Origin of the sequence: Microtetraspora malaysiensis (assembly GCF_001528665.1) — a bacterium.
Classification (GTDB): domain Bacteria; phylum Actinomycetota; class Actinomycetes; order Streptosporangiales; family Streptosporangiaceae; genus Microtetraspora_A; species Microtetraspora_A malaysiensis.
On record NZ_BBYJ01000010.1, the window covers coordinates 65,221 to 79,573 of the forward strand.

Genomic DNA, 14,353 nt, shown 5'->3' on the forward strand with positions numbered 1-14,353 from the left:
ATGGCACGAACCTTTCACATATGAAAGTGATGTGCCATGGCACGAACGTCTCGCTGTTGAGACAATCGCGCCATGAGTCTGGGTAACGCCCTTGGCAGCCTGTCGGCTCTCGCCGAGGCACAGTACGGCCTGGTGACGACGCGCCAGGCGGAGCGCAGCGGAGCGCACCGGCGCGACCTCAGCCGGCTCGTCGCCACCGGAGCCCTCGACCGCCTCGCCCACGGCGTGTACCGCGTGGCTGGCGCGCCGCGCCCCTCCCTGGAGGAACTGCGTGCCGCCTGGCTCCAACTCGCCCCCGCCCTCCAGGCGGACCAGCGAGGGACCGCCGACGGAGTCGTCTCGCACAGCAGTGCAGCTCTTGTCTACGACGTGGGACTTCTTGACCCCCTGCGGTGGGAATTCATCATCCCCCCACCGCGTCGTTTCCGACCCCGCCGACATGATGTGGTCATTCACCGCGCGCCGCTCACCGATGATGATGTCCAATGGCACGACGGACTCTATGTGACCAATCCATGTCGGACCGTATCCGATCTGGCGTCGATCCGTTTTGACGGTGGCCATCTGGGCCTTGTCGCGGCGGACATGCTGGAGCGGGAGCTGGCCCACCCCGATGATCTCGCCGCGGCGCTGGCGCCACATGCCTCGGCTTACGGACTGCCCGACGCGGCCGGTCAGGAGTTCCTCAGGCATCTCACCGACCGATGAGGACAAGCGGCATTCCATGCAAACCACCGGCGAGACGTTTCCCTACGCCACCTCCCAGGCTTTCGGGGCAGCCATCACGGATCGTCTCAAGAAGACCTGTGGCGATTCGCCATATTCGACCACACAACGTCGACGACAGTTCGCCTACGACCGGCTCCTCGCCCGCCTCTTCACGACGGATGAGACCGGCTGGATTCTCAAGGGCGGCGTGGCACTGCTCGCCCGCCTCTCCACCGCCCGTCACTCCGCGGACGTCGACGTCGTGGCCCACGCCGATTCACCCGAGGCCGGATTCGTCGCGCTGCGCGCGGCGTCCGAAGCCGAATTGGGCGATTTCTTCGCTTTCCGCTTCGATCGGCCCCGCTCTCTCGTCCAGGGTGTCGAGGGCATACGAGTGGGCGTGGAAGCCTGGCTGGGGCCTCGTCGCTTCGAAAGGTTCGGAGTCGACCTGGTAACCGGAGCGGTCATCACGGGCCAACCCGAGATGTCCCCGCCGATCCTCGCGCTCGACATCCCAGGGCTGTTCCGGCCCTCGTACCGGCTCTACCCTCTGGTCGACACGGTCTCCGACAAGGTCATGGCCATGATGGAGGACCACAATGGCAGGCCGAGCACGCGGTTTCGCGACCTCGTCGATCTGGTCCTCATCGCGCGGTCGCGATCACTGCGGGCCGGGGAGCTCGGCACCGCGTTCACGTCAGAGGCGCGTCGGCGGACGCTGCTTCACGACGCCAGGCTCGAAGTTCCGGACGAAGCGATGTGGACGGCGGGGTACGCGAGCCTGGTCGCCGAACTCCCCTGGATCGCGGAACGGTCGCTCCCTGAGGCGATGGCGGTGGCCAAAGCGCTGGTCGACCCGATTCTGTCCGGACAGGTCCTTTCGGGTACCTGGGACCCGGTGACGCTGAGCTGGAGCTGATCCTTCGAGGAGCCACCGCACCGGGGTGACCGTACGGAACGGGGCGGTGGCCGTGGGTCGCACGGCCACCGCCCCTCCTCATGGCTTTGGCGCCCGGTCGTCGCGGCCTCGTGGGCCTGACCGGATGTCGTCGGTCCCGGGAGCCGGGCAGATCGTGCCCGCGCTCCCGTCACCGGTGCGCGGGCGTCAGCGGCTCGCGCGGTTCACGGCGGAGATGATCGCCTTCAGGGACGCGGTGGTGGTGTTGGCGTCGATGCCCACGCCCCACAGTGTCTGGGAGCCGCCCTCGAAGGCGACCTCGCACTCGACGTAGGACGCGGCCTTGGCGTCGGCGCCCGCGCTCATCGCGTGCTCGGTGTAGTCGAGGACCCGAACGTCCACGCCGATGCCGCGCAGGGCGTCGCAGAAGGCCGAGATCGGGCCGTTGCCGATCCCCTCGATGTCACGGATCTCGCCGTCGACGCGGATGTCCGCGTTGATCACGTCCTTGTCGTCCACGGCGGAGGCCCCACGGTGCGCCAGGAGGCCGAGCCGGCCCCACGGCTTGGCGGGGTTCGGCAGGTACTCGTCGGCGAACGCCTCCCACATGGCGGCCGGGGTGACCTCACCGCCCTCGGCGTCGGTCTGCGCCTGGACCACACGGGAGAACTCGATCTGCAGCCGGCGCGGCAGGTCGAGCTGGTGGTCGGCCTTCATGATGTAGGCGACGCCGCCCTTGCCCGACTGGCTGTTGACCCGGATGACCGCCTCGTAGCTGCGGCCGATGTCCTTCGGGTCGATCGGCAGGTACGGCACGGCCCACGTGAAGTCGTCCACCGGGGTGCCGGCCGCGGCCGCGTCGCGCTCCAGGTGCTCCAGGCCCTTCTTGATGGCGTCCTGGTGGGAGCCGGAGAAGGCGGTGTAGACCAGCTCGCCGCCCCAGGGGTGGCGGGGGTGGACCGGGAGCTGGTTGCAGTACTCGACGACGCGCCGGATCTCGTCCATGTCCCGGATGTCGACCTGCGGGTCGATGCCCTGGGAGAACAGGTTCATGGCCAGCGTCACCAGGCACACGTTGCCGGTGCGCTCGCCGTTCCCGAACAGGCATCCCTCGATGCGGTCGGCCCCGGCCAGGTAGCCCAGCTCGGCGGCGGCGACGGCGGTGCCGCGGTCGTTGTGGGGGTGCAGCGACAGCACGATCGAGTCGCGGTAGGCCAGGTGGCGGTTCATCCACTCGATCTGGTCGGCGTAGATGTTCGGCGTGGCCATCTCAACCGTGGCGGGCAGGTTGACGATCACCTTGCGGTCGGGGGTGGGCTGCCAGACGTCGTTGACGGCGTTGCAGACCTCGACGGCGTACTCCAGCTCGGTGCCGGTGAAGGACTCCGGGGAGTACTGGAAGTAGATCTCGGTGCCCTCCATCTCGGCGGCCATCTTCTTGCACAGCTTGGCGCCCTCGACGGCGATGGCCGTGATGCCGTCCTTGTCCTGACCGAACACGACCCGCCGCTGCAGCGTCGAGGTCGAGTTGTACAGGTGGACGATGGCCTGCTTCGCGCCGCGCAGCGACTCGAAGGTGCGCTCGATCAGCTCGGGCCGCGCCTGGGTGAGGACCTGGATGACGACGTCGTCGGGGATGCGGCCTTCCTCGATGATCTGCCGGACGAAGTCGTAGTCGGTCTGGGAGGCGGCGGGGAAGCCGACCTCGATCTCCTTGTAGCCCATGCGTACCAGCAGCTCGAACATCATGAGCTTGCGGTGGGCGTCCATGGGGTCGATCAGGGCCTGGTTGCCGTCGCGCAGGTCGACGGCGCACCATTGCGGCGCCCGCTCGATGACCTTGTCCGGCCACGTGCGGTCCGCCAGCCGGATCGGCTCGAACGGCGTGTAGCGGTGGTAGGGCATGGGGCTGGGCTGCTGTTGCGGGTACATCATGCTCCTCGATGGACGCGCCGGTGCGAGCGGGCAAAGACGGGCATCCCGATCAGGAAAAAGGGGCTCGCCACCGGTAAATGACCTGGGGCGGCCGACGCGCACGGCAGTCTCCGCGGCGAGGGAGCCGGCCTCTTACAGGCCCTCGCCGCGGCGGATAAGAAGAAGCCCGCGCAGCACGCCATGGAGACTAGCAGACGGCGTCGAATGCTCCGGACGGTGAGGGGCCGGACACATAACCGGCCTTCCGCTGGAAAGGGGGCGAACATGAGGGACGACGAGATCCTCCGCCGCATCGACGAGCTCATCGACGAGGAGCACACCCTACGCGGAAGGCTGGCGGCGGGAGAGCTCACCACCGAGGACGAGCACGAGCGGATCCGGACGCTGGAAAGCGCGCTCGACCAGTGCTGGGACCTGCTCAGACAGCGCCGGGCCAGCAGGGACGCCGGAGAGGACCCCGACATCGGCATACCGCGGCCGGTCGACGAGATCGAGGACTACGAGCGGTGACGCGCGTCCGCGGCCGCACATAGGCGAGCGCCGGGGCCGTCCCGCCGCCGCGCTGGGGCGGCCCGGATGCTCCGTCCGGATAATCGGTCGCACCCCGACCGGCCCGTGCGGTTTCCTGGTGCGCATGCACTTCGAGCGCCTCCGCCTCTCCGACCCCGGCGACCGGGTGGCCGGCCTGTACGCGATCCACCAGGCCGTGGACGACCCCGGAGCCCCGATGTCGCCGCGGCACTTCTCGTCCATGCTGGAGAGTGGCTGGACGGGCGAGCCCGGGGAGAGCTGGGTCGTCAGGGTGGACGGCGAGATCGCCGGCGGCTACACCCTGTACTACCCGCGGGAGGACAACACCCATATCGCGAACCTGGTCTTCCTCCTCGTCCACCCCGATCGACACCGCCGGGGCCTGGGCGGGGCTTTGCTGGACCACGCGATCGGCCGAGCCCGCGACGAGGGGCGCAGTCTCCTCATCGGCGAGACGCCGACGGGCGGTCCGGGCGAGGCCTTCGCGAAGGCGAAGGGTTTCGCGAAGGCCACGGCGGAGGCGCGCCGCGTCCTCGACCTGCGCACCGTGGACTGGGCGTCCTTCGAGCTCATGCGGGCCGACGCGGCCCGCCACGCGCGGGGGTACACGCTCGAACGGTGGGCCGGCCCGGCGAGTGACGAGTTGCTCGACGACCTGGCGCTCCTGGCGGCGTCCATGAACGACGAACCGCTGGGCGACCTGGAGATGGAGGGCCATCGCTGGACCGCCGAGCGGATGCGGGCCGGCGACGAGGAGGTGGCGCGGGCCGGGCTCACGGCCTACACGATGATCGCCCGGCATGCCGCCGGCGGCGAGCCGGCGGGCTTCACCCGGATCCTGGTGGACGCGGAGGAGCACCGCGGCTGGGCGCGGCAGGTGGACACCGGCGTGCTCCGGGCGCACCGCGGCCACCGGCTCGGGGCGGTGCTCAAGCTGGCCAACGCCGCCTGGCTGCACGCCTGCGAGCCGGCTGTCGAGCGCATCATCACCTGGAACGCCGATTACAACGCGTACATGCTGCGGATCAACGAGCTGATGGGGTTCCGCCTGCTGGACACCTGGAACGCGTGGCAGCTCCGCGTCTGAACGGCTGGCTGGGCCCCGGGTCGCTGGTTATGATCCCGCAGTGGCGTCAAACGGTGGAAATCCCGATGAATCCCCGACAGGTGACGCCCTGCGCGAGGGGGATCCTCGCCGGGTCGGACCGTTCACCCTGCTCCGCCGGCTCGGCCAGGGCGGCATGGGCACCGTCTACCTCGGGCGCGCCCCCGGCGGCGACCCGGTCGCGGTCAAGCTCATCCACCCGCAGTGGGCCGCCGACCCCGACTTCCGCCGCCGCTTCACCCGCGAGATCTCCGCGGCCCAGCGCGTCGCCCGCTTCTGCACCGCCCCCGTCCTGGCCGCCGACGTCGAGGGCGACACCGCCTATCTCGTCACCGAATATGTCCCGGGGCCCACGCTCCAGCAGGCCGTACGCGACCACGGGCCGCTCAGCGGCTCGCATCTCGAGAGCGTCGCGGTGAGCGTCGCGGTCGCACTGCAGGCCATCCACGCCGCCGGGATCGTCCATCGCGACCTCAAGCCGGGGAACGTCCTGTTGTCTCCGCTCGGTCCCAAGGTGATCGACTTCGGCATCGCCCAGCTCGCCGAAGCCGGCGCCAACGTCAGCAGCGCCATCGTCGGCACCCCCGCCTACATGCCCCCCGAACAGGCCAGAGGCGAACACGTCACCCCCGCCTCCGACATCTTCGCCTGGGGCGCCCTCGTCGCCTACGCCGCCTCAGGCCACGCCCCCTTCGGCGACGGACCACCGCCCAGCGTCCTCTACCGCGTCGTCCACCACGAACCCGACCTCACCGCACTCGAACCCCACCTACGCGCCACCGTCGCCCACACCCTCGCCAAAGACCCCGCCCACCGCCCCACCGCGCAACAACTCCTCGACACCCTCACCCGCCGCACCCCCGCCGGTCAGGCCCCGTACGCGCGGGACAGCGCCGAGCCCGTTGAGACCAGTGGAACGCATGAGACCGGTGGGCCCGGCTCCACGGCGAGCACAGGCGGTATGGCGCACGAGGGCACGGTCGTCGCACGACGCAGGACCGGGGTCCTCGCCGGGGCGGCGGCCGCCGCCGTCGCGCTCCTGACGGCCGGGGTGGTCGTCGCCCTGCGGATCGGCGCGGCGGGCGGCGACGACGGTTCGCCGGGACAGGCGATCACCTCGCGGAGCGCGTCCGCGCCGCCCGCGGCCACCGCCGCCACCTCCCCCGCCGCGGCGGGAGGCGGGACCGGCGGGGAGTCCGACGATGTGAAAAACAACGCGAAAGACGACACGACAGGCGACACGACAGACGGCGCGAACGACGGCGCGAAGGACGGCAACCCGCTGACCGGCCGTGCCGTCCGGCTCTATGTGAGCCCCGACGGCGACCCGGCCCGCCAGGCGTCTGCCTGGCAGGCGGCGGGGCGGCACGGCGACGCCGCCCTCATGCGGGCGCTCGCCCGGGTCCCGCGGTCGGTCTGGCTGGAGGCGCGCATGACCGACGCCGACGCCGCCCGGATCGTGAACACGGCACTCGACGCGGCAGGGAAGCAGGGGGCGGTCCCCGTGTTCGTCACGGACCGCCTGCCGCTGCGCGACTGCTACCCCAACGGCGCGCCCGACTCGCGGGCGTACGCGTCCTGGATCGGCGCGATCGCCACCGCCATCGGCGACCGCCCGGCCGTGGTCGTCCTGGAGCCCAACAGCCTGAGCAAGGTCCCGGGCACGCCGGGCTGCGCCCTCGGTGGCCCGAACGGCGAGCAGACCCGCTACGACCAGCTCTCCAGCGCGGTCAAGCGGCTCGGCGCACTCCCGCGGACCGCGGTCTACCTCGACGGCGGACAGCGGTACTGGCCGTCGATCGAGGACGCCGCGAGCCGCCTGATCAAGGCGGGCCTGGACCAGGCCGACGGATTCTTCCTCAACGCCTCCGGCTTCCAGCCGACCGACACCGTCGAGGCGTACGGCGTGCGGCTGGCGAAATGCGTGCACCTCACGAAGACGGGCGGCGGGAGCCGCTGCCTCGGGCCCGAGGTGGACGCGGTTCCCGACGACACCCCGGGGCTGCCCCATTTCGTCATCGACACCGGCAGGAACGGCAGGGGCGAGTGGCGTCCGCCGGCCAAGAAATACAAGCAGGCCCAGGAGTGGTGCAACCCGCCCGGCCGGGGTCTCGGCCCGCGCCCCGCAACGGACACCGCGAGCGGGCTGGCCGACGCCTACCTGTGGATCCGCGACCCCACCAAGTCGAACGGCACCTGTACACGCGGCGCCTCCGGGCCGGAGGACCCCGTCTACGGGCTGGTGGCGCCGCGCGGCGGCGAGTTCTGGCCGGACCTCGCCCTCCAGCGGGCCAAGGACGCCGTCCCGCCCCTGTCCTGACGACGGCGACCTCCGCGGCCGGCCGATCACGAGCACGCAGCGACCCACGGATGGGACCGATGACGAACGATGACGTGGGCGAGCCGCTCCGCGACGGCGATCCCCGGGAGGCGGGCGGCTACCCGCTCCTGCGCCGTCTGGGGCAGGGCGGCATGGGCACCGTCTACCTCGGGCGCGCCCCCGGCGGCGACCCGGTCGCGGTCAAGCTCATCCACCCGCAGTGGGCCGCCGACCCCGACTTCCGCCGCCGCTTCACCCGCGAGATCTCCGCGGCCCAGCGCGTCGCCCGCTTCTGCACCGCCCCCGTCCTGGCCGCCGACGTCGAGGGCGACACCGCCTATCTCGTCACCGAATACGTCCCTGGACCCACCCTCCAGCAGGCCGTACGCGACCACGGGCCGCTGACCGGAGCGAGCCTGGAGGCGGTCGCGGTCAACGTGGCGGTGGCTCTGCGGGCGATCCACGACGCGGGCGTGGTGCATCGCGATCTGAAGCCCGCCAATGTCATCCTGTCGCCGGTCGGTCCCAAGGTGATCGACTTCGGCATCGCCCAGCTCGCCGAAGCCGGCGCCCACGTCAGCAGCGCCATCGTCGGCACCCCCGCCTACATGCCCCCCGAACAGGCCAGAGGCGAACACGTCACCCCCGCCTCCGACATCTTCGCCTGGGGCGCCCTCGTCGCCTACGCCGCCTCAGGCCACGCCCCCTTCGGCGACGGACCACCGCCCAGCGTCCTCTACCGCGTCGCCCACCACGAACCCAACCTCACCGCGCTCGAACCCGGCCTGCGCGCCACCGTCGCCCACGCCCTCGCCAAAGACCCCGCCCACCGCCCCACCGCGCAACAACTCCTCGACACCCTCACCCGCCCCGCCGCGGATGTCCGTACGGGCGGGGAAACGGATGCCGTCGAGAGCACCGAGGGTGGAACGGCGCTGAGCCGGCAGCGCCGCAAAAGGGTCGTCGCGGGCACCGCCGTCGCCGCGCTCGTCACGGCGGGCGTGCTCATCGCCACCCAGGCGCCGCAGGCGCGCGAGGGGCAGGGTGAGACGGCGCGATCCACCGCCGCGAGAGCCACACCATCGGGCGAGCCGTCGCCGCCGCTCCCCTCGCCGGGAGCGACCGGAGCGACCGGAGCGGGGGCACAACCAGGCGGGCATCCGCTGGCGGGAGACGGCGTCCGGTTCTACGTCGCCCCGGACGGCGACGCGGCCCGCCAGGCGTCGATCTGGAAGGCGGCCGGGCGGGGCGGGGACGCGGCCCTCATGCGGGCGCTGGCCCGGGTGCCACAGGCGGTCTGGCTGGACCGCCTGACCCCGGCAGAGGCCGCCGCCACCGTCACCTCGGTCATGGGGACGGCGACCCCGCAGGGGACGGTGCCCGTCCTGGTCACCGACCACATCCCGCTGCGCATCTGCGAAGGCGGCGAGGACGGCGGCGCGGCCGACTCGGCCGGTTATCTCGCCTGGATCGACGCGATCGCCACCGCCATCGGGGACCACCCGGCCGTGGTCATCCTGGAACCCAACAGCCTCGTCATGCCGCCCGGGTCCCGAGAATGCGATCGCGACGGCCCGGAGGAGGCGGAGGCCAGGTTCCGCGACGTGGCGGCGGCGGTCGACCGGCTCGGCGAACTGCCGCGCACCGCCGTCTATCTCGACGGCGGCGTGGACGGCTGGCCCGACCTCCGCACCTCCGCCCTCCGGCTGATCAGGGCGGGTGTCGACCGGACCGCCGGCTTCTACCTCAACGTGTACGACCACCAACCCACGCGACGTCTCACCACTTATGGGACGAAGCTCTCCAAATGCCTCCAGGTCATGACGTCGAACGCGAGCGGGACCTGCACCGACGCCGAACTCGACGCCGTCTCCGTGGACCCCCCCGGGCTCGCCCACTTCGTGATCGACACGGCCCGGAACGGCAGGGGCGCGTGGCGCCCGCCCGCCGGAAAGTACGCGGACCCTCAGGAATGGTGCAACCCACCGGAGCGCGGCGCGGGTGTCCGCCCCACCACCGACACGGCGAACGAGCTGGCCGACGCCTACCTGTGGATCCGCCCGCCCGGCGCGTCCAGCGGCGCGTGCACCCGCGGCGGCCCCGGCCCCGAGGACCCGGCGTACGGAACCGTCGCCCCGCATTTCGGCGCGTGGTGGGACCGGCTGGCCCTCGAACGCGCGCGGAACGCCGTGCCGCCGCTGCGCTGAGGGCGTAGGCGGCGGGGGACGGGGTTCTGTCGGCCCAGGATGCTAAGAATCTCGCATCGCCCCCGACGAGCGAAGGGACGTCCGATGGCGTTGGTCACCTTCCGCGATGAGACCGCGACCGGCAGGTCGCTGGACGAGTTCGTCCTGCCCGGCCTGCCCGAACGGATCACCGCCCGAGAGCTGGTACGGCTGCGCGTGCGCGAGGAGGTCGCCCGATACAACGCGGCTCCGTCGGCTCACTTCCGCGGCCTGGTCCGGCCGACCGAGGCCGAGGCCGAGCTGAACGGCTACCGGATGCGCGCCGCCCGCAGGCTCGACTGGGAGCGGCAGGCCGACGCCGCCGAGGCGGCGTTCGCCCGCAACGGCTTCATCCTCCTGGTCGGCGACCGGCAGATCGAGGACCTGGCCGACGAGATCGACCTGACGGCCGACCCCGTGGTGTCCTTCGTCAAGCTCGTTCCCCTGGTCGGGGGCTGACCGTGGGCGTCGTCGACGAGCTTGCCCACCGGTCCGGCCCGCCGTTCGAGAAGGGCGACCGCATGCTGTCGTGATCCTCCCCACGGAGTTCCTCCTCGACGACATCCTCAACGACATCGCCGTCGCCGATCCGGCCGTCGCCCCGCCACATCAAGGGATGATCCTGATGCCCCTCTCTCCCGCCGCGCTGACCCTGCGCGCGCTCATGACCGACCCGGCCGCCACCGGCGACCCGTGGTTCGAGCAGTCCTACCTGACCGCCTCCGACCTGGGCACGCTCCTGCCGTACGCGTACCGGACGACGGGGAGCGGACGCACGTCGATCTCGGCGAGGTTCGTGGTGGAGGACGCCGTCAAGGAGCGCCAGCCGTCGTTCACGCCGGAGGCGTGCGCCGACCTGTTCCTGGCCCTCGTGGACGGGCTGCCGGAACGCGAGTGGTCCGACCTTCCCCTGGCGGCGGCGGCGCTGGTGCGCTGCCCCGGCGGCCCGCCGCATGCCGACCTCGCCGAGCCCGCGCGGGAACTGGTGCGCTTCCACCTCGCCGCGGACCGCGTCGAGCACCCGCACGCGCTGCTGGTGGTCGCCGGGCTCGCCGGGCTGGACGAGGAGGTGGCCGCGGTGCTCAGGGACGCGCCGGGTTCGATCGCCGTGGGCGAGATCGACCTGCTGCTCGGGTGGGAGGCGGAGCGCCGGGCCCTGCTGGCCGAGGTCACCGAGAGGAGCTACGGCTGCCCTCCCCCGCTGCCCGACGCCTGGGAGCGGCTGGCCGCGATCCCGGAGTACGCGGCCTTCGCCCGCTCCGCGCTGGAAGCCGCCGACGCCAGGGTCGCCGCCATCCACGCGGGCGAGATCCCCTATCGCGCCGACCGCGCCTTCGACGACAAGGAGAAGGACGTGCTCGGCCGGGCCGTACGGCTGGCGCTGCGACAGGACGAACCGTGGCTGCCCGACCTTTTCGACCGGCTGGCGCGCGGCGTGGCCGTGGCGCCCACCGCGGCGCGGACGCTGCCCTCCCAGGGCCTGCTGTACGAGATGGCCCGCGCCGCCGTGGAGTTCCCGACCCCGGAGGCGATCGACGCGCTGCGGGCCGCGCGGGAGGTGACGCGGCACGCGAGCGTGCCCAAGCGACTCGACCGCACGACCAAGGGGATCGAACGCGCGCTGGCCGATCGGGTCGAGGTGGCCTTCCGGATGCCGGACCTCGGGTTCGAGCCGGGCGGCCGGCTCCGCGTGCCCCTCGGCGGGCACGCGGCCGTGATCTCCGTCGGCGACGACGTCGAGCTGACCTGGTGGCAGGGTGACAAACGGCTCAAAGGGGTGCCCGCGGCGGTACGGCGAGACCACGCCGACGAGGTCAAGCGCCTGCGCGACCTGACCGGGCGAGCCCGCCGGCAGCTCACCACGCTGATCCGCGCGCTGGAGGCGGGATTCCCCGGCGAGACCGCCCATCCGTACGCGACCTGGCGGCGGCTGGCCGGCCATCCGATCGCCGGGACCGTCGCGCGGCGGCTGATCTGGGAGATCGAGGTCTCCCCCGGGCGGCGGGTGAGCGTACTGGGCGGCGCCTCGGACACCGACATCGCCGGAATCGCCGGGGTCGCGCCGCCACCCGACGCCCCGGTCCGGCTGTGGCATCCGGCCCGCGCCTCTCTCGACGACGTTCGCGCCTGGCGCGAACGGGTCAGCGAGGAGCGGATCAGGCAGCCGTTCAAGCAGGCGTTCCGCGAGATCTACCCACTCACCCCCGCGGAGGAGCGCACCGGCGGCTACTCCAACCGGTTCGCCGCCCACGTGGTGGACTACCGGAAGCTGTACGCGCTGTTCAAGCAACGCGGCTGGGCGGCCGACATGCTGGGCCCGTGGGACGGTGGCCGCCACGGCGAGGCCCAGTGCGTGCTGGCCGGAGGACGCTGGCGGGCGTCGTTCCTCCACGAGGCCGACGATTCGGGCGAGCACGCCACCACCGACCAGATCCGCTTCAATCGCAACGAAAACGGCGAGTGGCGGCAGGTGGCGCTCACCGAGGTGCCGCCGCTGGTGTTCAGCGAGGCGATGCGGGACGTGGACCTGTTCATCGCGGTCACGTCGATCGCCACCGATCCCGGGTGGGCCGACCGCGGCGACGGCCACCGCGACTACTGGCATACTGCCGCCTTCGGCCCGCTGCCGCCGTCGGCCGAGGTCCGTCGGGACGCGCTGGCCCGCCTGCTGCCGCGCACCGCGATCGCGGAGCGCTGCGTCCTGACGGACCGCTATTTGATGGTCCGGGGCGATCTGCGGAGCTACCGGATCCATCTGGGCAGCGCCAACATCCTCATGGATCCCAGCGACGTCTACCTGTGCGTCGTCAGCGCCCCGCACGCGGCCGACGACGTCTTCCTGCCGTTCGAGGAGGACGGGCGACTCGGGCTGATCCTCAGTAAGGCGTTCCTGCTGGCTCGCGACAGCGAGATCGAGGACGAGTCCATCCTGCGGCAGATCAAGGGGTGACCCGGCACGCCTCTCCCGTGCCATGCCGTACGGCCGCGGGACGCGCTCCGTGCCGCTCCCCACACAACCACCGGCACGGGGCGCGTCCTCGGACGATGGCAGGGCGGCGCCCCGGGCCGTAGCCTGTGATCGTGGCCGACCTCACTTCGCCCCCGCACAGGGTTCCCACCGGGAGCGGCGGGGGGACGCTGATCTCCATGGCCGTGATCGTCACCGGCCTGGCGCTCGCCGTCACCGCGGTCCTTCCCTGGGCCGGGGTGACGGCGGAGTTCGGCCTGGTGGGCACCGAGCTCACCCAGGCGATCCGCGGCATCGACCGGGCCCCGGGCTGGTTCGTCCTGGGCGCGGGCGTCACGGCCACGCTGCTGGGCGTTCTCGGGATGACGCGGAGCCGGCTGTTCACCGGGTTCGCGATCCTGCCCGGCGCCGTCGCCGCGTTCGCGCTGGCCATGTTCCTGACCGATCCGCAGGAGTGGGTCGAGCGGCTGAGCTTCCGCATCCCCGGCCTGGTGGACGTGCATCCCACCGTTCAGTACGGCTGGTTCGCCGCTCTGATCGCCTCCGTCGTGGTCGCCGCCCTGGCCGCCGCCGCCCTCCTGCGCCGCCGCTGACGGCACGGCCCCGGCCCGGCGAACCGCCGCCCGCGACCTCCACCCGCGCGATCGGCCCGCGGCGCCGGTTACCGCGATCCCACGCCCTGAAGGCGGACACCCGCCGCCGCGAGGTCGTGGCGGCGGAGGCCGGACGGCCGCCCACGTTCGAGAGGCCCCCGGACTCAGTCGTAGAAGCCGAGGCGGCGGAGCTGCTTGGGGTCGCGCTGCCACTCCTTGGCGACCTTGACCCGCAGGTCGAGGTAGACGCGAGTGCCGAGCAGGGCCTCGATCTGCCTACGTGCCCGGGTGCCGACATCCTTGAGCCGGGCGCCCCCCGGACCGATCACGATCGCCTTCTGCGACGGCCGCTCCACGAACATGTGGGCGTAGATGTCGAGGAGGTCGTCCCGGCCCTCGCGCGGGCCCATCTCCTCCACGACGACCGCGATCGAGTGCGGCAGCTCGTCCCGGACCCCTTCGAGGGCCGCCTCGCGGATCAACTCGGCGACGAGGACCTGCTCGGGCTCGTCGGTCAGCTCGCCCCCGGCGTACAGGGGCGGGGACTCGGGCAGCCGCGCGGTGAGCAGATCGACGAGCACGTCGAGCTGTTCACCACTCTCGGCGGAGACCGGCACGATCTCCTCGAAGTTCGCCAGGGACGAGACCGCGAGGAGTTGCTCGGCGATCTGCTGGCGGCTGGCGAGGTCACACTTGGTCACCACGGCGACGAGCGGCGTCTTCTTAACCGCGGCGATCTTCTCGGCGATGAACCTGTCGCCCTTGCCGATCGGCTCGTTGGCCGGCACGCAGAAGCCGATCAGGTCCACCTCGGTCAGCGTGGACAGCACGAGGCTGTCGAGCCGCTCGCCGAGCAGGGTGCGCGGCCGGTGCAGGCCGGGGGTGTCCACGATGACGAGCTGTGCGTCGGGCCGGTGCACGATCCCGCGGATGACCCGCCGCGTGGTCTGCGGCTTGGACGAGGTGATGGCCACCTTCGTGCCGACCAGCGCGTTCATCAGCGTGGACTTGCCCACGTTCGGCCGCCCGACGAAGCAGGCGAAACCGGCGCGGAATTCGGGAGTGCTCAC

General features: G+C 71.9%; 11 protein-coding genes. 9 read left to right on the forward strand and 2 right to left on the reverse strand.

Annotated elements, in window-relative coordinates; all coding sequences use genetic code 11:
* Positions 1-72: 72 nt before the first annotated feature.
* Both AWQ71_RS13945 and AWQ71_RS13950 read left to right on the forward strand, forming a co-directional pair.
* A complete protein-coding gene (locus AWQ71_RS13945; RefSeq protein ID WP_067132548.1) occupies positions 73-708 on the forward strand; it encodes a type IV toxin-antitoxin system AbiEi family antitoxin domain-containing protein in 636 nt (211 codons plus the stop codon).
* Positions 709-724: 16 nt separating this feature from the next.
* On the forward strand, positions 725-1,627 hold the full coding sequence (locus tag AWQ71_RS13950; protein ID WP_067132550.1) for a nucleotidyl transferase AbiEii/AbiGii toxin family protein: 903 nt from the start codon (positions 725-727) through the stop codon (positions 1,625-1,627).
* A 186-nt stretch (positions 1,628-1,813) separates the two neighbouring features.
* Here AWQ71_RS13950 and leuA read toward each other — a convergent pair whose 3' ends face one another.
* The gene (leuA, locus tag AWQ71_RS13955; RefSeq protein ID WP_067133121.1) at positions 1,814-3,538 is read right to left on the reverse strand and encodes a 2-isopropylmalate synthase; all 1,725 of its coding nucleotides are present in this window, start codon (positions 3,536-3,538) and stop codon (positions 1,814-1,816) included.
* 267 nt (positions 3,539-3,805) lie between these two features.
* Here leuA and AWQ71_RS13960 point away from each other — a divergent pair, with 267 nt between their 5' ends.
* The 7 genes from AWQ71_RS13960 to AWQ71_RS13990 all read left to right on the forward strand — a co-directional run bounded on the left by AWQ71_RS13960 (position 3,806) and on the right by AWQ71_RS13990 (position 13,283).
* A complete protein-coding gene (locus tag AWQ71_RS13960; protein WP_067132552.1) occupies positions 3,806-4,051 on the forward strand; it encodes a DUF2630 family protein in 246 nt (81 codons plus the stop codon).
* A 124-nt stretch (positions 4,052-4,175) separates the two neighbouring features.
* A complete protein-coding gene (locus AWQ71_RS13965; protein ID WP_067132554.1) occupies positions 4,176-5,159 on the forward strand; it encodes a GNAT family N-acetyltransferase in 984 nt (327 codons plus the stop codon).
* A gap of 40 nt (positions 5,160-5,199) precedes the next feature.
* A complete protein-coding gene (locus tag AWQ71_RS13970) occupies positions 5,200-7,497 on the forward strand; it encodes a glycoside hydrolase family 6 protein (protein ID WP_067132557.1) in 2,298 nt (765 codons plus the stop codon).
* A 59-nt stretch (positions 7,498-7,556) separates the two neighbouring features.
* Positions 7,557-9,704: a glycoside hydrolase family 6 protein gene (locus tag AWQ71_RS42640; RefSeq protein WP_067132560.1), complete on the forward strand. Its 2,148-nt coding sequence runs from the start codon at positions 7,557-7,559 to the stop codon at positions 9,702-9,704.
* 84 nt (positions 9,705-9,788) lie between these two features.
* On the forward strand, positions 9,789-10,181 hold the full coding sequence (locus AWQ71_RS13980; protein ID WP_067132563.1) for a hypothetical protein: 393 nt from the start codon (positions 9,789-9,791) through the stop codon (positions 10,179-10,181).
* A 70-nt stretch (positions 10,182-10,251) separates the two neighbouring features.
* Positions 10,252-12,672: a DUF4132 domain-containing protein gene (locus AWQ71_RS13985; RefSeq protein WP_067132564.1), complete on the forward strand. Its 2,421-nt coding sequence runs from the start codon at positions 10,252-10,254 to the stop codon at positions 12,670-12,672.
* Positions 12,673-12,803: 131 nt separating this feature from the next.
* Positions 12,804-13,283, forward strand: coding sequence for a hypothetical protein (locus tag AWQ71_RS13990; RefSeq protein WP_157570341.1), 480 nt, complete (start codon positions 12,804-12,806; stop codon positions 13,281-13,283).
* A gap of 164 nt (positions 13,284-13,447) precedes the next feature.
* Here AWQ71_RS13990 and era read toward each other — a convergent pair whose 3' ends face one another.
* Positions 13,448-14,353 carry a GTPase Era gene (gene era / locus AWQ71_RS13995; protein ID WP_067132566.1) on the reverse strand — a complete coding sequence of 302 codons (906 nt, stop codon included), beginning with the start codon at positions 14,351-14,353 and terminating at the stop codon, positions 13,448-13,450.